General features: G+C 33.7%; 16 protein-coding genes and 1 riboswitch. Of the genes, 1 reads left to right on the top strand and 15 read right to left on the bottom strand.

Translation table 11 applies throughout. The features are described 5' to 3' along the window. Nucleotides 1-2 precede the first annotated feature (2 nt). Nucleotides 3-584, bottom strand: a complete 582-nt coding sequence (locus tag PB01_RS03730; protein WP_151698946.1) for a hypothetical protein — start codon at nt 582-584, stop codon at nt 3-5. Between the two features lie 57 nt (nt 585-641). Next, nucleotides 642-725, bottom strand: a riboswitch (cyclic di-GMP riboswitch). 254 nt (nt 726-979) lie between these two features. Further along, on the bottom strand, nt 980-1549 hold the full coding sequence (locus tag PB01_RS03725; RefSeq protein WP_151698945.1) for a hypothetical protein: 570 nt from the start codon (nt 1547-1549) through the stop codon (nt 980-982). A gap of 257 nt (nt 1550-1806) precedes the next feature. Between PB01_RS03725 and PB01_RS03720 the strand changes: the two genes are divergently transcribed. After that, nucleotides 1807-2916 carry a signal peptidase I gene (locus tag PB01_RS03720; RefSeq protein ID WP_151698944.1) on the top strand — a complete coding sequence of 370 codons (1110 nt, stop codon included), beginning with the start codon at nt 1807-1809 and terminating at the stop codon, nt 2914-2916. Between the two features lie 275 nt (nt 2917-3191). On the opposite strand, the gene PB01_RS03715 is transcribed toward PB01_RS03720, so the two are convergent. The 13 genes from PB01_RS03715 to PB01_RS03655 all read right to left on the bottom strand — a co-directional run bounded on the left by PB01_RS03715 (nt 3192) and on the right by PB01_RS03655 (nt 19054). Continuing rightward, nucleotides 3192-5444: a hypothetical protein gene (locus tag PB01_RS03715; RefSeq protein WP_151698943.1), complete on the bottom strand. Its 2253-nt coding sequence runs from the start codon at nt 5442-5444 to the stop codon at nt 3192-3194. Between the two features lie 310 nt (nt 5445-5754). Beyond that, nucleotides 5755-6594, bottom strand: a complete 840-nt coding sequence (locus PB01_RS03710; protein ID WP_151698942.1) for an SLAP domain-containing protein — start codon at nt 6592-6594, stop codon at nt 5755-5757. A gap of 92 nt (nt 6595-6686) precedes the next feature. After that, nucleotides 6687-7655: a UDP-glucose 4-epimerase GalE gene (galE, locus tag PB01_RS03705; protein WP_151698941.1), complete on the bottom strand. Its 969-nt coding sequence runs from the start codon at nt 7653-7655 to the stop codon at nt 6687-6689. Between the two features lie 95 nt (nt 7656-7750). Then, entirely contained in the window at nt 7751-9160 is a 1410-nt protein-coding gene (locus PB01_RS03700; protein WP_151698940.1) for an undecaprenyl-phosphate glucose phosphotransferase, read from the bottom strand. Nucleotides 9161-9213: 53 nt separating this feature from the next. After that, a complete protein-coding gene (locus tag PB01_RS03695) occupies nt 9214-10080 on the bottom strand; it encodes a glycosyltransferase family 2 protein (protein ID WP_151698939.1) in 867 nt (288 codons plus the stop codon). Between the two features lie 180 nt (nt 10081-10260). Next, nucleotides 10261-11109, bottom strand: coding sequence for a dTDP-4-dehydrorhamnose reductase (gene rfbD / locus PB01_RS03690; RefSeq protein ID WP_151698938.1), 849 nt, complete (start codon nt 11107-11109; stop codon nt 10261-10263). Further along, on the bottom strand, nt 11106-12128 hold the full coding sequence (rfbB, locus tag PB01_RS03685) for a dTDP-glucose 4,6-dehydratase (RefSeq protein ID WP_151698937.1): 1023 nt from the start codon (nt 12126-12128) through the stop codon (nt 11106-11108). Before rfbB ends, rfbD begins: the two co-directional genes overlap by 4 nt. 5 nt (nt 12129-12133) lie before the next feature. Next, nucleotides 12134-12697: a dTDP-4-dehydrorhamnose 3,5-epimerase gene (rfbC, locus tag PB01_RS03680; RefSeq protein WP_151698936.1), complete on the bottom strand. Its 564-nt coding sequence runs from the start codon at nt 12695-12697 to the stop codon at nt 12134-12136. Nucleotides 12698-12711: 14 nt separating this feature from the next. Continuing rightward, nucleotides 12712-13584, bottom strand: a complete 873-nt coding sequence (gene rfbA, locus PB01_RS03675) for a glucose-1-phosphate thymidylyltransferase RfbA (RefSeq protein WP_151698935.1) — start codon at nt 13582-13584, stop codon at nt 12712-12714. A 258-nt stretch (nt 13585-13842) separates the two neighbouring features. Beyond that, entirely contained in the window at nt 13843-14844 is a 1002-nt protein-coding gene (locus PB01_RS03670; protein ID WP_192797455.1) for an acyltransferase family protein, read from the bottom strand. Nucleotides 14845-15388: 544 nt separating this feature from the next. Then, the gene (locus PB01_RS03665; RefSeq protein WP_151698933.1) at nt 15389-16342 is read right to left on the bottom strand and encodes a GDP-mannose 4,6-dehydratase; all 954 of its coding nucleotides are present in this window, start codon (nt 16340-16342) and stop codon (nt 15389-15391) included. 15 nt (nt 16343-16357) lie between these two features. Next, nucleotides 16358-17326, bottom strand: a complete 969-nt coding sequence (gene gmd, locus PB01_RS03660; protein WP_151698932.1) for a GDP-mannose 4,6-dehydratase — start codon at nt 17324-17326, stop codon at nt 16358-16360. 354 nt (nt 17327-17680) lie between these two features. After that, the gene (locus PB01_RS03655) at nt 17681-19054 is read right to left on the bottom strand and encodes a mannose-1-phosphate guanylyltransferase/mannose-6-phosphate isomerase (protein WP_151698931.1); all 1374 of its coding nucleotides are present in this window, start codon (nt 19052-19054) and stop codon (nt 17681-17683) included. Nucleotides 19055-19079 lie beyond the last annotated feature (25 nt).

Genomic DNA, 19079 nt, shown 5'->3' with positions numbered 1-19079 from the left:
ACTTATTTTTTTACATCTGGTTGTATGGTGATTGGTTCATCGATTTTTTGTATTTCTTCTACCTTAGCATCTGCATCTCCATCTGCATCTGCCTCTTCGTTTTCTTCAGGTGTCGTTGTTTCTTCTGGTTCTACTTCTATTGGTTCCTCATTATCAACTTCACCTTCTGTCGGTTCTACCAGCGATTCTTCTATTAACTCTTCTGCAAACACTGGTAGAATGGAGGATATTAGAGCACTTCCCTCACTCCAACGAACTTTTATACTTATATTCTGCCCACTTAAATCATCTGATTTCCCAATAACATCAGACACGATTGTTTCTCCTGAGCCGATTACTCCCTGTAAAAGTTCAAAATAGCCATCTGGATTTATGCTTTCTATATATCCCGTTTTTTCCGTATTATTAGTAAGCATTATTTTTCTATTTTCTACATCATAGTTTATTGCAATTAAAGCTTCCCCCTCTGGAACCAGACTTATAGTCGCATCACTGCTTATTCCTGCTATTGAATAGCTATCACTTTGTATTACAAGAAATGAGAAAGATATAAAAAGTGCTGATAGTAAAAAAATAGACCTCAATGCTTTTCCTCCTTTATACATAATAAAAGCCCAATTAAATCGGATATATAAATCCAATTTCAATCAGGCCGGTTGCACCATTAACTCCATACATCCCAGGTGCCCAAATAGAGGATGTACTTCACAGTTTCCGATATATATTACTTTTCATAGTTCAGTATAACCAAATTCCCCCAAATATAACGTCATTCTATGCGGTTTTCTAGGTTCTTTTTTTGTCTAAAAAGAAGATGTTGTGTCTATCGGTGATTCACATAGCTCTGATTTCTTAAGGAGGATGAAAATATACTATTTTTGTAATAGTATGTGTGGAATTAATTTAATATGTATTTTAACCAGTGCAATATAAAAAATAGCTCTATGTATTTCATAGAGCTATCATAATATTATCTATATTATTTTTTTGCAGCTGTAACAATGATATCCACTTTTTTGTTGTTTTCAAATCCACCTTTATAGTTAAGTAAAGTCATATCTACACCAACTTGTCCTCCAGCCGGTATTGTATAAGTAGATTCTCCTATTCCATAACCATTAAGAATTTCCAAGTTATTTTTTTCAAGACCAGCAAGAGTCTTAAGTTCTTTAGATGCAGTATCATACTCAAGAGAACTTACATTTACTGCGTCACTCGATTTAGCATACACTTTTGCAGTAATCGTATTTTCCGAGTTATTTTTAATATAGAATATATTATTCCAAGAGTAGACACTTTCTTCTTGTACACCAAACGCATTCTTATTTAACCCTTTATCCAAATTAAGTACCAATTCACCATGCACATTGAGATCTTCAGTTGCGCTGTGATAAGGATTACCAACAAGTGCAAGTAATGACTCATTTGTATTCTTGACCGAATATGTTGCATCCGCTGTCACCGCTGCACTTGAGAATGACATTGCTGCCATTGCACTGGATGTTGCTAATAGAAATACCACTGATAATAAACCTTTTTTCATCTTCATTTAAAAATTCCTCCTAATGTTTTTTTCGGCTCTTCACCGTTATTGGAACTAACCTTAGTATAGGAGGATTTCAGTTTGTTAGCCTCACTCGGAAGAGGGCTTTTTACATATCTCTTGTCTACTTTCCACTTCTACTTTTTATACTGAAAACTAGTTCTGAGGTATATGAAAGGTATACTTTAGAGCCAGATTAGTTCTACTTTAGAGGAATTATACTTTTCTGAATTTGCAATAAAATAGAAGGTAGGGGGTATTCCATGAAAATAGTATCTAGAATAATTAATACCGCAATTGTCATAGCTATCTTATTAACACTAATTTCTGCAATTGGATCTGCTATTACAAAAGAACCGATTTTACTTTCTGTCATTCGTTCGAATAGTATGTATCCTGTTTGGGAACGCGGGGATATGGTAATTGTTGAGAATATGAAAGAAAATAAAAGTATAGAAATTGGAGATATTGTATTTTTTAAATCTAAAGAAGGTAGTTTGGCTACAAAAGGATGGATTGCTCACAGAGTATTGGCTGGAAATGCTACTGAAGGTTATACGACGAAGGGGGATGCAAATGATTATACAGACCAGGAATTAGGCGGTGACGGTCCAATTCAACGAGAATGGATAACCGGTAGAGCCTTAACAATAGGAGGAAAACCGATTGTCATTCCTAAATTAGGCTATTTATCTTTATGGATGGAAAAGTATCAAAAAAACCCATATATTTTACCGATTTTCGCCGTAATCCTTGCTGTAATCATTGGACTTGGGGAAATAAAGTCAGGGCAAAAACGTAAAAAGAAAAATAAAGGATTAGAGTTACAACTTATCTATATAGCAGCGGGGTTAACTATTTCCGTTATTATGGGTTCAACGATGATTGCTTCTGGCCAAAGGTTAACGATAGACTATGAAGTTTCTGATACAAGTCAGGGTGTATTAATGGGGAGTGTAGTAGGAATTTTAATGGTTGGAGACGAAATTACTCGACCGTTATCAGAGCTTAATAATGGTGGTGTCTTCAAACTAATCGGCACTATTACAACGAATGATGAACAAATTCAGGTTAGCCATACAAAAATACCCCTTGCAAAAGGAGATCAGATCGAAACCACTTTTACGGTAAAAGCTGAAAAACCTGGTAAGTATGTATCTTCTATTCAAGTAGGATTATTTTATCCGTTTTTACCTTCTTCTTTTATTTATTTTCTTGCGCAGAAAAGTTATTGGTTAGCACTTGCCGTTGTTTCCTTATTGCCTGGATTACCTTTAATGCTTTACCCATTCATTGATGGAAAAATGAGAAGAAAAATGATGAGCGTTTTAAGGAAGAAAAAGAATAAGTTGATTAGTAGCTTGCCATTTTGAGTCGTTTGTTCGTGGCGATAAAACTTCACAAATAAACACATATTCAATAACTTCGATGATATTATAAATAAGAAGTAGCCGAGATATTAATCCCGGCTACTTCTTATTTTATTTTAAAGAACGTCCCTATGTCAGCCACAATTTTGGGACAATTAGATCTGTCACAGAAACGCTCTTTCAATTGATTATTTCTACTCTATTATCAACTTTATAGTAGTCGTTTGTCAGAATAGTGTGCAATTACTTCTAACACTGACATGTCACTATTCAAAAATTTAATACCCTGTAATTTGGAATCCAGTACCTATATTCATGTCCAGACCATATGCATTTTGGATGCCATCGATAGAGATGACTTTTAATGGTCCCGAAAGTAGACCATCTTTTCCATATGATATTGTAACTGCGCTACCTTTACCAGGATCAATTGTACCAAAATTCAATTGGAAACCGTCGCTTACAGGTGTGAATTTGGTGTTGTCTTGGTTGTTTGTGAATCTGATTTTTGTTCCATCATTATCCTGTACGACAACAGATGCATTTGCTAAAGCAACTACTTGGTCTTGAGCGAGAACTAAGCCGTTTTTATTTTTTAATGGAGCGACTGTAAATAAAAATGCCTCATTAGTTAAATTATCGTCTTCTGTAGTTCCAGCACTAATAGAGAAAAGGTCAAGCGATCCTTCTACAACTCTTAATGTTTTTGCTTCCCAGCCTGGAGTTGTTGGAACAGCTTTTCCAGCATCTTGTTGAATAAACGAATAATCACTTATTGCGTTTTGGTCTAAGTTTGTTGAATAGTTCCATACTCCATTTGTATTCACTTTTGTTTTGCCAATATATGCACCATTTTTATAAAAGATAATTTCATAGTTTGGTTGTGCCATACCGTTTAAGTCAATTCTACTCGCATCCAAACGGTATCCAGCAGTTCCAGATCGGTATGCAAATTTTGAATCAAGCCATAAATCAACAAAATAGAAATTCGATGTAATCTCAAATGTGGAAACAGCTGTCGGTTGATATGTTCCAGAAATTGTATCTTCTACGTCTAATGCTGATTTGAACGAATCAAACCCTATTGCGATTCCTTCATTTCGATAAATATCCCCTGAAGTTCTCAACTTATATTTCATACCATCAGAAGTAACAAAATAGTTATTAATAACATCTACATAATAAATCTTCTTATTAGAAAAGGTTCCGGCCTTTGCAGGTGCATAGAAGTTTAGTTTTGCTGATGATTTTGACTCTACTACTGTACTTCCTTCCATTCTGTTGAAAGTAATTATATTGTCGATTGAAGCGATATTTGCATCTTTAGCAGTAAAAGCAATTGTCACATTTCCATTTTTTTCTGGAGTTATGTTGATGCTTCTTGCGCCAGAAATATTATTTTCAATACCATTAACCGAAACTACCTTAATACCTGCTGGAATATCGACACGCACTGTAGCTCTAGATGGTTGGTTATTGGATGCTGAGAAGTTAGCAACCATAGAAAGTACTTCTGTTGTTTCTCTATGTTGAATCGTTTGATCGCCAATTTGAATTGGTACAACACTTCCTGGAGCTGTAAAGCTAGCTGAATTCCCTTTGAATTGCACTGTATATTTAACACCTGGTGTTTGTATGGAAGTTGTTAATGTTACAGTTGTACCATCGTTACTTAACGATGCTTTCGACACTGACAACGCATTATCGAATGCAAACTCACTTACTTGAACACTCGAAACAGCTCTATTTAGCTTTATCGTTACAGTTGTACTATCTACACGAGAAATAGAAGTCATCTGTACTGGCTGTGTTGCATTGACTGCATCCAGATTTTTTTTCAATAAGCTTCCCCATAATAATGTGTTCGTGTTGATAAGCGCCTGCACCTGGTTTATATTGTTTGTTGCTTCTTGAATTCTGCCAAACTTAATGTCTGTTGCTGCTGCTTTTGTAAACATATGTGCAGTCACGTCATTTTTTAGATAATTAATCAATTCCTCTGCTGGCCCTTTTACAACATTACGAATTCGATCACGAGTTGATTGGCCGTATACACGATCCAATAAGATCGTTTGTTTACGGAATTCTGCCGTCATTGCGTGATATGCAGCTTCCACTTGATCTAAATTATTTGTAGGTACTGCTTCTGTAAGTGCTTTTGTTTTCTCTTTGATTTTCGCACTAGCTGTAATTGCATCCAAATAACCTTGCGCACGTTGAAGCTGGGTTTTTGGTTCTATTAATAACGCATCATATTTCAGCTTATCTGAATAGCTTGCTCCATTCAAAGATGCTTCCACTTTGGCAATCGCATCTTTTGCCGCATCAAATTGAGCCCACGGTTGCGTTACCCCATCTGCAGTACCTTCAATAGAGATGGTCCATTTTAAAACAGTACCTGCCTTTTGAGCGTCAATTACTAATGCATCAATATTTTTCGCCGCTTCCGCTTGCTGACTTATTCCTGCTGAAACAAATGCTGACGCAGCTATTGCTGAAGAAACGATTATTTTCACCGTTTTGTTATTCATAAAATCTCTCCTTAATTCCCAAATAAAATTTAACCCTACTTTTATTATAGAACAAAAACACAGACAATTTTCAATTATTTTCTAATTCCTACATTCACGCATTATTTACTTTCTACAAGGCATGCCGATATACCTTTTCGACAGGGAGAATTATTTGGTTTTGCTACCTATTTTTACAGGTTATTTATTAGTACGTGTAATATGAAAGAAGGTTTCATAGGTTAGAAAATACAAAATCCCAGGTACCGATTAGTATCTGGGATCTTACGTATTTATTCAGTTTTCTAGTTGATATAGCGCACCCAACATATTAATTTGATGTAGTTTCAATTTTCCATTTTGTCCAGTCTGGATTTTCTTTCTTAAATATTTCTTTTGGAAAAAACAGACTCACTGGGCGACCATAGTTTGGACTAATGTCAAATTGTTCTAATAGGAAGTCATATTGTGCAACCATATCTTCGGCTGCATCAAACAATTGTAAAGGTATATTATTAAGTGTAACTCCCTTATTGAAAGAATTACGTATTAAAAAGTCAATGGTAACACCATTTTCTTGTTCTGTTAAGTTAATAGTAGAAATTGATATATCATTAACTGCTAATGGATTTAAAGAATCAAGTGTTTTCTTTAAAGAATCTTTTTGTTCGTCTGTTAATTCTTGCGACCACTTTTCATCTAATTGTAAAGAGAAATGAGATATAGATTCTTGTTCGTATTCGAAAACTACTTCAAATTCCATTTGATCCATTATTTCATCATGGGAGACGAGTAAAAATTCATTATCAAACTCGAACATCCAAGGACGGGCTCTTAGTGAAGCTAGTTCACCGTAATATTCCATATTAAAATCTTTCTTTGCAATATCTTTTCCGTCTGTATCACGAACTATTAATCGAATATCAGCTAAAGCTAAATTCTTTTGCAAAGATTGGCGAATTATTGCTGTCATGATGAATCCGTCATTTGTTTTATGAAGCTTAACTCCGTGAATACTAATTTGATTTGGGATTAAACCTTTTAATTTATTGTGAGCAGCTTGAAATGCGTAGCGTTCTTTTTCATTAAGATTCCACAGATCACTAAATTCTAACGTAGTTTTTAATGTATTGGCTGACTTTGGTTGAGGTGCATTATTTGACTTAAACATTGGAACATCCTTTCAAAACGAATACTATAAAACTCATTGTACCACCATAACAAAAGCAGTACCATTTCTAATTACACTTGTCCCGGATCATTTCAAATGCGACTGGAATGCCATTTCCATGCTGTTTCTACTATAGAAACTAAGTCAAATACTGGCTTCCATCCAAGCGTTGCAGTAATTTTCTCTGAAGATGCAACTAATCTTGATGGATCTCCAGTTCTCCTTGCTTCTATAACAATGGACGCACTTTTTTTCGTAACATCCTCACATGTTTTGATAACTTCCATTACAGAATACCCTGAACCATTACCTAAATTAAATACATCCGTATGAATCTTATTTTCAAGTAAAGCATTTAAAGAAAGTAAATGGGCATTTGCAAGATCAGTCACATGGATATAATCGCGAATACATGTCCCATCTTCTGTAGGGTAATCATTGCCGAATACAGAAATGGATTCTCTTATACCTAGTAAATGCTCTAATACAATAGGAATAAGATGTGTTTCTGGAGAATGATTTTCACCGATTCTACCATTCACATGTGCACCAGCTGCATTAAAATATCTAAGGATAACATAAGACAAACCATAACTTTTAGAGAAATCTTCTAACATCCATTCCACCATTAACTTCGATTTTCCATATGGGTTAATTGGGTTAATAGCAGTTTCTTCTGTGATAAAATCTGTAGTAGGAATGCCATAAGTTGCTGCAGTGGAAGAAAATATAAACTTCTTCACATGATGCTCCATCATCACTTTCAACAAAGTAATCGTAGCACTTACATTATTCTCATAATATTTCATTGGATTTAGTACTGATTCTCCAACTAAACTAGAAGCCGCAAAATGAATCACTGCATTAATCTTATAGTTACTAAAAATATCATTTAATAATTGCTCGTCTCCTAAATTACCTTCAATAAATTGAGCTTTTTCATTTAATAGATGTTTATGACCTGTTGAAAAGTTATCTAATACTAAAACCTCTTGTTCTTTTATTAATTCCTCCACAAAATGACTTCCTATATAGCCTGCACCACCAACGACTAATATCATTATCTGACCTCACAATTTTTTTCATTTAATATAAAATAAAAGAATCCATCAAAGGCTGACGAATCCTCTTATTTTATATAATTTATCATTCATTACTAATAAGCATTTTTGTTCATAAAACCCTTTACAACCGTCTTCCAAATAATTTTCATATCAAATAATAATGTCCAGTTTTCTATATAATAAATGTCGTGATCAATTCGTTTCCTAATAGAAGTATCCCCACGTAAACCGCAAACTTGTGCCCAACCAGTAATTCCAGGTGATACTTGGTGTTTTACCATATATTTCGGAATTTCATCTTTAAACTGATCAACAAAAAATGGGCGTTCTGGTCGGGGACCTACTACACTCATATCACCTTTTAACACATTAAAAAATTGAGGAAGCTCATCTAAGCTAGTCTTTCTTAGAAATGTTCCAAATTTGGTTCGTCTCGGATCATCTTCAACCGTCCATTCTGTGTTCGAAGCCGATTCTGGCATAAACTTCATAGAACGGAATTTGTACATATAAAATGTTCGTCGATTTAACCCCACTCTCTCCTGTTTAAATAATACTGAACCAGGAGAAGTCAACTTCACTCCAATAGCTATAAACACAAGAATTGGTGAAGTTAGTATAATAGCAACTAATGAGAATCCTATATCAAAAGCCCTTTTTAATATACCGTTAACAAAATCATCTAAAGGAACGTCTCGGACATTAATAATAGGAAGATCCCCAAACTTTTCAAAATGAGGGCTCGCTGGTAAGATATCATAAAAATCTGGAACGATCGAAACTCTTATTCCTGCTTTTTCACAAATAAAAATAATTTGCTGATATTTTGGAAATGCAGTTAATGGAAGAGCAACAACTACCTCGTCTACAATTCTTTCTGACAATATTCTAGTCAGGATATCTATTGACCCAAGAACTTTTTTTCGAATTTCAACATCTAAATCATATTCCGTTCTATTGTCATCTAAAAATCCTAACACTTCTAAACCGTATTCAGGATGTTGAAGTAAATTTTGCATATACCTTTTTCCAATTGAACCTGCACCTAAAATTAACACAAATTGTCTATTATATCCCTTACGTCTTAAGTTACGTAAGCTTTGTTTTACAATAAAGCGATAAATAACAGCCACCATTATACCAATAGTAAAATAGAGCACTAGAAATATACGAGAAATATCAATCGTCTTAACTATAAAGAGTATGCTAAGCAAGATAAACATACTAAATAGATGCGCTTGAAAGATCTTAGTTACTTCCCTAGCAAATTTTAATCTACGTTTTGGAGCATAAAGCCCGATTACAAAAGCAACTAAAAGATAACTAATGGAATAAACTAAATTCCAAAGAAAATAACTTGAACGAGGTAAATAAGCCCCTAACTGTTCATCATTTATTAAATAAAAGCGAACAAACCAAGCAATAAAGAAAGAAATTTGGATGAAAGTAAAATCAACACCCATATAGAGCTGTGTGATAAATCGTTCTTTTCCTCTAATCATCATTTTCACCTTACATTCGAAAAAACATATTTTTATTAGATTTATAAATGGATTTAACGACCATTCCTGAATATATTTGCTGCAATCGACAATGAAAGTTTTACAATAATCCCTGTATAAACAAATATGTTTATAAGAAAGTTATATTTTTTAGCAAAATGCATTTTGTGAAATAAAAACATTGCTCGGTGGAATTCGTACACTATTTTCAATGGTTTTTTGCGACTACTGGCACCTTTATAATGCACTATGGAAACAAGCGGATTGTAGTAAATCTTCCAGCCAGCTTCCTTTATCCGATAGCACCAATCAATATCTTCACCATACATAAAAAAAGTCTCATCTAACATTCCAATTTCCTCGATTGTTTCACGTCGCACCATCATAAATGCTCCAACTAAACAATCAATCTCATGAGTCACGTCCATGTTTAAATAACTTCTATGATAACCATTCAATCTAGGATTGTTTGGAAACTTTTTAGCCAAGCCTGTTATATAATAAAAAGAAGCTTCTGGAGTAGGAAATCCACGGTGACAAGCTTTATCTAAACTGCCGTCTGGTAATACCACTTTACAACCAGTAGCACCAATACTATCATCTTTATCCATAAACTCTACTATTTTGGAAATAGTACCCTTCATGACTATTGTATCAGAATTTAACAATAATACATAGCGTCCTTTTGATTTCGACATCGCTTGGTTATTTGCTTTTGAAAATCCAACATTTAGGCCATTTTCAATGACGTGAACATTCGGAAAATTTCTTTTAATTACATCCACAGAACCATCTGATGAATTATTATCCACAACAAATATTTCTACTTGATACGATGTACTAGAATCATATACAGATTGAATACACTCCAGTGTTAGCTTTTTTGTATTAAAATTAACAATGATAATACTAAGATCCATTACTGATTTTTCCTCTTTTCACCCAAGCATATTTTTCTTTAAATCTATAACTAATAAAATATTTTCTAATTAATCCTTATTTTATCAATCTTCCTCTTAATTTGAAAGTGCTATTCATTAGTTTGAACGTAAAAGAAGGTGAGCGCATTTCCGCACTCACCTCTTCATATAGTGAAAAATTCACTCATTTGACTTTTTTGACATAAACGAGTGCAGTGCCTCTCTCCAATGTCTGGGTTGTGAAAAACCATTTATACGAAGTGACATATTATCTAGAACTGAATAATTCGGTCTTTTCGCTGGTCTTGGAAATTGTTCTGATGTCAAAGGACTCAAATCAATTTCTATACCTGCTTCTGCGAAGATAGCTTTAGCGAACTCATACCAAGAACAAGAACCGCTATTAGTACAATGGTAAATTCCATATTTTTCAGTTTGAACTAGATTAATAATAAAAGATGCCAAATCTACCGTATAAGTTGGAGAGCCAACTTGGTCATGTACTACTCCAATTTCACTCTTGTCACTTGCCAATTTCAACATCGTTTTAACAAAGTTGTTTCCGTGCTCTCCATATACCCAAGCAGTTCGAACAATATAATATTTTGAACTTACGCTCTGCGTTAACTGCTCGCCTACATATTTGGAAGTTCCGTATACCCCTAAAGGATTCACTGGAAAATATTCTCCATAAGGTTGCTGTCCATTACCATCAAACACGTAATCAGTGCTTATATAACAGATTTTAGCGTCTACTTTTTCTGCAGCTACAGCTAAGTTTCTTGAACCAAAAGCGTTGATAGAAAAAGCTAAATCTTTTTCAGTTTCTGCTTTATCAACATTTGTAAAAGCAGCAGCATTTATAATAACATCAGGGCAAATTTCATCGACAGTTTTAAGTACTTCATCTAAGTCAGTTATATCCAATTCTTCTTTAGTAAAAGAATAGATTAACATTTCACTTGTTTCAAGCTGGTTAACTAATTCTCTTCCTAACTGACCATTCGCTCCAGTAATAATTATTTTCATTCATCATTCTCCAGCTGTTTACCATACTGCTCGGTATAATAGTGTTTATAATCACCAGAGATAATATTTTCCCACCAAGAACGATTGTTAAGATACCATTCGACAGTCTCTTTCAAGCCGGTCTCAAAAGTATATTTAGGATTCCAACCAAGCTCCGTTTCTAGCTTAGTAGGATCAATAGCATAGCGTCGGTCATGCCCTAATCGATCATTTACATATTCTATTAGTTCTTCGGATTTTTCAAGTTGAGTTAATATTTCCTTAACAACTTCCATATTGGTTTTTTCGTTATGTCCACCAACATTATAAACTTCCCCATTCTTTCCTTTATGCAATACTAAATCTATTGCACTACAATGATCCTCAACATGCAACCAGTCTCGGACATTAAGCCCATCCCCGTAGATTGGAAGCTTTTTTTTGTTCAGTGCATTAATAATCATTAAAGGAATTAGCTTTTCTGGAAAATGAAATGGTCCATAATTATTTGAGCATCTAGTAATATTAATAGGCAATCCATATGTCTCGTAGTACGCATGAACAAGTAAATCTGCCCCCGCTTTACTTGCACTGTACGGACTATTTGGTGCTAAAGGAGTTTCCTCAGTAAAGTAGCCTTCTTTTCCTAAAGATCCATAGACCTCATCAGTTGAAACTTGAACATATTTTTTTATATTATTTTTTCTTGCAGCGTCTAATAATACTTGAGTTCCTTGAATATTAGTACTTACAAATATCCCTGGATTAGTTATGCTGCGATCGACATGTGATTCAGCCGCAAAGTTCACCACTATATCTATCTTCTCAGTAAAAATAGATTCAATGAATTCCTTGTCCGTAATATCACCTTTCACAAAACGATAATTGCTTTTTCCTTCGGATTTCTTTAAATTTTCGAGGTTTCCAGCATATGTAAGAGTATCTAAATTGATAATCTCATACTCTGTATACTTACGGACCATATAATTTACGAAATTACTTCCTATAAATCCTGCTCCTCCAGTTACTAATATTCTCATTTTAATCATTCCTTACTTTTAAAAGTAAATTGATAATCTATATCTACTAAATTTGGTTGTTTTTTGTCTTTTTCAGAAAGGATTGGATTATTAGTCGGCCAAGGAATATTTAGTTGAGGATCGTTCCAAGAAATTCCTCTGTCATGTTCTGGGGAATAATAATTATCTACTTTATACTGAACTTCAGTATCTTTCACTAAAGTACAAAAACCATGAGCAAATCCCTTTGGCACAAGTAGTTGTTTCTTATTATCCTCACTTAAAATAAATCCTTCCCACTTACCATAAGTAGGAGATCCATTCCTTATGTCTACAATTACATCATAGACGGCTCCTCTAGTAACTCTAAGAAGTTTCGTCTGTGCATAAGGTTCTAATTGATAGTGTATGCCTCGTATTGTTCCACTTTCCGCTGATAAAGAGTGATTATCCTGAACAAAATCAAACGAAAATCCATGTTCTTCAAAAATTTTTGCGCTAAAGCTTTCCATAAAAAAGCCACGATGGTCACCATATACATTTGGTTCTAAGATATATGCATCAATTAAACTTGTACTAATGAATTTCACTTTAATATGTCACCTCACAGTTTTCTATTTGCCAATTCGATTAGATACTGCCCATAGCCATTTTTTTTCAATGGATCTGCAAGATTTACTAATTGTTCTTTAGATATATAGCCTTTTCGATAAGCAATTTCCTCTAAACAAGCTACCTTCAAACTTTGTCGTCTTTCTATTGTTTCGATAAACGTAGATGCCTCTAAAAGAGATTCGTGAGTACCTGTATCTAACCAAGCAAAACCACGACCAAGTAATTCCACATGAAGGCTTCCTAATTCTAAATAAGCTTTATTCACATCCGTAATTTCTAATTCCCCTCGCAAAGAAGGTTTTATAGACTTTGCAATTTCAACGACGCTATTATCATAAAAGTATAAGCCTGTCACAGCATAGCTTGACTTAGGTACCGCTGGTTTCTCTTCAATAGAAATAGCTTTTCCTTCATCATTAAATTCAACAACACCAAATCGCTCTGGATCTTTTACATTATATCCAAAAACGGTTGCTCCACTCTCTCTTGAAGCAGCTCTTTCCAGCATTGTTGTAAACTTGTGACCATAAAATATATTGTCACCTAAAATAAGTGCTACAGAATCCTTACCAATAAACTCTTCTGCGATAATAAAGGCTTGAGCTAAGCCATCTGGGGTCTGTTGAACAGCATAAGATAATTGAATACCAAGATCCTGACCATCTCCCAAAAGTTGCTCGAACCGAGGAGTATCTTCAGGCGTTGAGATAATCAATATATCCTTAATGCCTGCAAGCATTAATATGGAAAGAGGATAATAAATCATCGGCTTGTCATAAATTGGAAGTAACTGTTTTGAAACCGACCTAGTTAGTGGATAGAGGCGTGTACCGCTTCCTCCTGCTAAGATAATACCTTTCATTTTCTTTTTCCCCCTCAAAACAAAATAACTACTTCTACTTTTGGAGTCATTCTTCATATTGTCAACACTAAAATTGACAGTTTTTTTATGTTTAGTCATTTAAATAATAAAGTAGCTATAGATCTATATATTATTAAGGCAATATAAGTAATTCTCTTTTTCAAGAGATTGAACTGTTAAAGAAAGGATGAGTATATCTAGTTTGTAAATTTCGCTTCGGATCTCTTTACGCTACTTCTTAAGCATTATTATTTACTGCTACCTTGATTTGACCCTAAAAGTGTTTGGTAGCAATATTCCAGGTTTCTTTATGGAGTATAAAGGTTTATCGATTACTTTAACTAGCAGCCAAGATACTATAAGTGTCACGGAAAAAGATACAACAAAGAATTCAAAGCTTCTTTCAAAATTAAAATACTCATAAAACCATGCTCCAACTGTTGTGTGAATTAAATAAATAGGATAAGAGAAATCACCTAATGTTTTATCAAATTTGGAAGTTTCTCTTGAATCAATAGAAATAACAACCCACGCCGACAGAATCATAGATATGTACAATCCATAAGTCCATGGCCAATAAGGGAATTTTAACCAAAGTAATGCGTGAATAAGCCAAATAACTATACTTAAGGTTGGAAATGCAAATTTTTTAAGTTCATCTTTATAATGACAAACTAAGGACCCTATTGCAAAGGACAGAATACATGGAAGAAACGTAGCGTACCTTGTTTCAAAAGTTAAAAGATCAAAACCATGATTCGAATTAATAAATACTCCTATAATAACGGTAATCCATGCAGTAGAGCGATTCATTGCTATTAGAGGCAATAAAAAGTATGCTCCTACTTCTATTCCTAAAGCATTAGATACAGGTACAAGGGTATTACCCACCGGGAATATAGGTAATAGCGTCAATGCAAACAACCAACCAGTTCCTTGAGGGAAAGCAAACTGACCATTAAGGCTCTGTAAAATATCTCCCTTAGATATAAAGTACAATGTTACAATGCCTAAAATTAATGCCACATAATAAAGTGGCATTATTCTTAGAAAACGATTAAATGCATAGGAAATTAATCCTTCTTTATTAAACCCATATTTATTTCTCAAAACATAGGTCATTAAGTAACCACTAAGAACATAAAAGCCCCATACCGCATACGCAGCAGGACCATGAATCATGTCTGCCCATAAATGGGATATAACTACTAGGAAGGCTAAAAAAAACCTCCAAGCACCAAAGTTAACATACTTTCCCAACGTTATTCAAAACTCCTCTAAGTTAGATTTGTACTTATTGTTTTACTTAGGGATAATAAGTTAAAACATTTTTTTATATTTTTAGATATAACAAGCATGAAGTCCGTTATCACAATTGAGTTTCGCTTTTTGTCCCAAGTTATCAAATCTATGTATACACTAAGCTTCCCCATTATTTAGACAACTTATTATGAATAGCTTGTAGTTTTACTTTCAATACAACATAAGGCAGAAGCTCAGCCTTGCTCGTTTATTTTGCATTCTTGGAAAATTACGTTCATATGTTTAATAACATTCGAACTAGTGGAACACAGTAGGATTTAACCTCAGAGGATTTTAAGTAACATTCCTAAAAAAAACTGTACAAATTAGTGTTTACAATCTACTTATTCCATTCACTAAAGTAGAAAATAAAAAGATTGGATGATTATCCACAGTCATTTTAACAAGCACCAAAAAAACTATATATACGAATAACATGATTAATTGAAGTATTATAGAACTCTCTAGATCGACAAGTTTCTTTAAACAATGCAGTCATCAACTATTTACGACTTCTTCCTTCGTTTAATGAATCCTCTAAAGTTCGTATTATTTCATATTTAGGAATCCAGTCAGTATCAGATTTTATTTTTGAATTCTCTCCAATATAGTTTGGAATATCAATTGGTCTAATTTTAGATTCACAAACTTCTACTATCGCATTGGATGAAGATAATTCAATCAATTTATTTAATATCTCATTAATTGAAACTCCATCTCCAGAACAAATATTATAAATTTCTCCTAACTTTCCATATAAAACCAATTCGTAATAACCTTCAACTATATCTCTTACATCCGTAAAGTCTCGCATTGCTGATAAATTTCCAACTTTTAATACCTTCTCTTTTTCCCCTTTTTCAATTTGAACTAATTGTTTTGTAAAATCAGGAACTACAAATCCTAAAGATTGTCCAGGACCAATATGATTAAATGGTCTAACATGAATGACATTTAATCCATGAGCTTTATGATATTGTTGGATTAACATTGAAACCGCTGCCTTTGAAGCACCATAAGGACTCATAGGTCGTAGAATTGTCGTTTCTTTAATTGGTAGCTCGCTTGACTCCACTTTCCCATATTCCTCTGAAGAACCTACTGTTAATATTCGCATTCTTGGATTCTCTTGCTGGTATTTCACACACGCATCTAATAAAAAAATAGTTTTATTTACATTTGCATAAAATGTGCCTTCTTTATCTTCCCATGAAAGTTTTACATTGCTTTGGCCTGCTAAATGGAAAATGTAGTTCGGTTTAATCGAGCAAAGCAGGTTGTGAATATCGTCTGTGCTGTCTAAATTATTCTGTACTATTTTTAAGTTGCCGTTTTTTAAACGAAGCAAAGGGGATTCCATTCGTGAAGTCCCCCATACCTCTATTCCTTGTGACAATAAGTGCTCTGCTAAATATTTACCTACAAAACCCATAACTCCCGTAATTAATGCTCTCATTTATATCACTCTCGATTACTTAGCAAGATTCTCATTTATTTTTATATCTTCATCAACCATCATTCTAATGAGCAGTTCGAATGATACGTCAAGGTTCCATCCTAATTCTGTTTTAGCCTTTGAACAATCACCAAGTAAAAGTTCTACTTCAGCTGGACGAACAAATTTGGGATCAATCACAACATAATCTTTCCAATTCAACCCAACATGTCCGAATGCAATTTCTACAAACTCTTGAACTGTATGTGTTTCCCCTGTAGAAATAACATAATCATTTGGTGAATCTTGTTGTAACATTAACCACATAGCACGTACGTAATCCCCTGCAAATCCCCAGTCGCGTTTCGCGTCTAAATTTCCTAATCTTAATTCAGTTGCTAGCCCTAGCTTAATACGAGCAACAGCATCTGTAATTTTGCGTGTTACAAATTCTACACCGCGTCTAGGAGACTCATGATTAAACAAGATCCCTGAACATGTGTACATATTGAAGCTTTCACGGTAATTCACAGTAATCCAATGGCCATAAAGCTTTGCTACTCCGTAAGGACTTCTGGGATAGAAAGGTGTTGTTTCTTTTTGCGGTGTTTCAACAACTTTACCAAACATTTCAGAAGACGATGCCTGATAAAATCTTGCATCTGGTTTAGCAATTCTTACTGCCTCTAACATATTTGTTACAGCTAAGCCAGTTATATTACCTGTTAATATTGGTTGTTCCCATGATGTCCCAACAAAAGATTGCGCAGCAAGGTTGTATACTTCATCAGGTTGAGTTTGTTCGATAATTCGAATCAACGAAGATAGATCTGTAATGTCCCCTGAAACTAACTCAATTTCATCTTTAATATGTTCAATATTCACCATAATCGGTGTACTTGTTCTTCTCACTAAGCCATATACTTTATACCCTTTTTCTAATAACAATTCAGCTAAATACGATCCATCTTGACCTGTGATACCTGTAATTAAAGCTTTTCTCAATTTATATTTCCTCCCCAATATGAATAAGCATTTAATTGTTTAAGTAAACTTAATTAGTTCTGTGTTGGTAGCGCTATTTTACAACTAGTTTTTTATAAAAGAGTAGTTGTAAAATAGCGGAATGTTCAGCCCCCGATTATTGCGATAAAATTGAGCTAAGCAGAGAAAGTAAAATAGTTTAACAATATTCAATCCATAGAGCACGAACTATTAAACACCTGTTTTCTTTAACAGTACTTACTATCATAAATGCCCTATCTAATCTAGTGATAATAAGCCTTTTTGATCTATGTAATATTAAAGAAGTAAAAAAGAGCACCAAGAAGTTGTATTTCCTTTTCAGCTTGATATTATTTAATCTCTATTGAAATCATCTTCAATACGAAAAATATCATCTTCTTCCAAATATTCTCCCACTTGAACCTCAATTAGTACTAAATCTATTTTTCCTGAATTTTGTAGACGATGCACTTCTCCCATTTTTATATAAGTTGATTCGTTAGGTCTTACGATAAATTCATTTTCACCTATAGTCACATTTGCCGTACCACTAACAACAACCCAGTGTTCATTTCGATGATGATGTTTTTGTAGTGAAAGTTTTTTTCCAGGACTAACAATTATTTTTTTAATTTTATAGCTAGGACCTTCTTCTAAAATTGTGTAGACCCCCCATGGACGATGTGCAGTTAAATGAACATTTACCAAGTTTGGGTTTTCAACCTTCAATTGATTGACAACTTCTTTTACTTCATGGGAAAATCCTTTTGAACTTACCAATAATGCATCTGGTGTATCTACTATAATTAAATCTTCAATACCAATTGTGGCTACTGTTTTATTTGATAGTATTAAGTTTTTTTTAGAATTCACATTAATATTTTTATTTTTTGAAATATTCCCGTGATTATCTTTAGGTAAATCTAAGTTTTCATATAATGATTCAAAGCTTCCCATATCCGACCAACCTATATCCGAGGGTATTATTTTTATAGAATCGGATTTTTCCATTACTGCATAATCTACACTAACATCAGGGATACTCATCATTTTTTCGTGTTGAATAACAATGTTTTGATCATATTTTTCAGCAGATACAAAAGCTTCTTTAGTTTTAGTATATATTTCTGGAGCATATTTCTTTAACTCACTTAAGAATTTACCTGAATTAAACATAAACATTCCACTATTCCAATAATAATTACCTGTATCAATGTATTGTGTAGCAACTTCTAAATTAGGTTTTTCTTTAAATGAAACTACCGAGTTATTATTTGCTTGAATATATCCATATCCTGTCTCTGGATGTGTAGGCTTAATTCCAAATGTAACTATATAACCCTCTTCTGCTAATTTTTTTCCTTGATCGATAATTTTTTCATATTCTTGTTCATTTTGAATGCGATGGTCTGATGGAGTAACTAATATGATTTCATCTCTATCTAAACTATGACAAGCTAGGGCTATTGCTGATGCTGTATTTCTTCCTATTGGCTCTAAAATATAACTAGATGTAAAATTTTGAATTTCACTCAATTGATCTTTAGCCAAAAATTGTTGGTCTAAATTGGTGATAATTAGATGTTTTGAAGAAAATTTTGAATTTCTTAAAACTGTGTCTTGAAAGAAAGAGGTGTTGCCAAACTTACTAAATTGTTTCGGAAATAACGTACGAGATATTGGCCAAAGTCTTGTACCATTTCCACCACATAATATTACATTTATCAATTATTAATCTTCCTTTCTATCGTCG

It is taken from the genome of Psychrobacillus glaciei (genome assembly GCF_008973485.1).
Taxonomy (GTDB): Bacteria; Bacillota; Bacilli; order Bacillales_A; family Planococcaceae; genus Psychrobacillus; species Psychrobacillus glaciei.
This window is presented reverse-complemented; position numbering and strand designations above follow the sequence as displayed.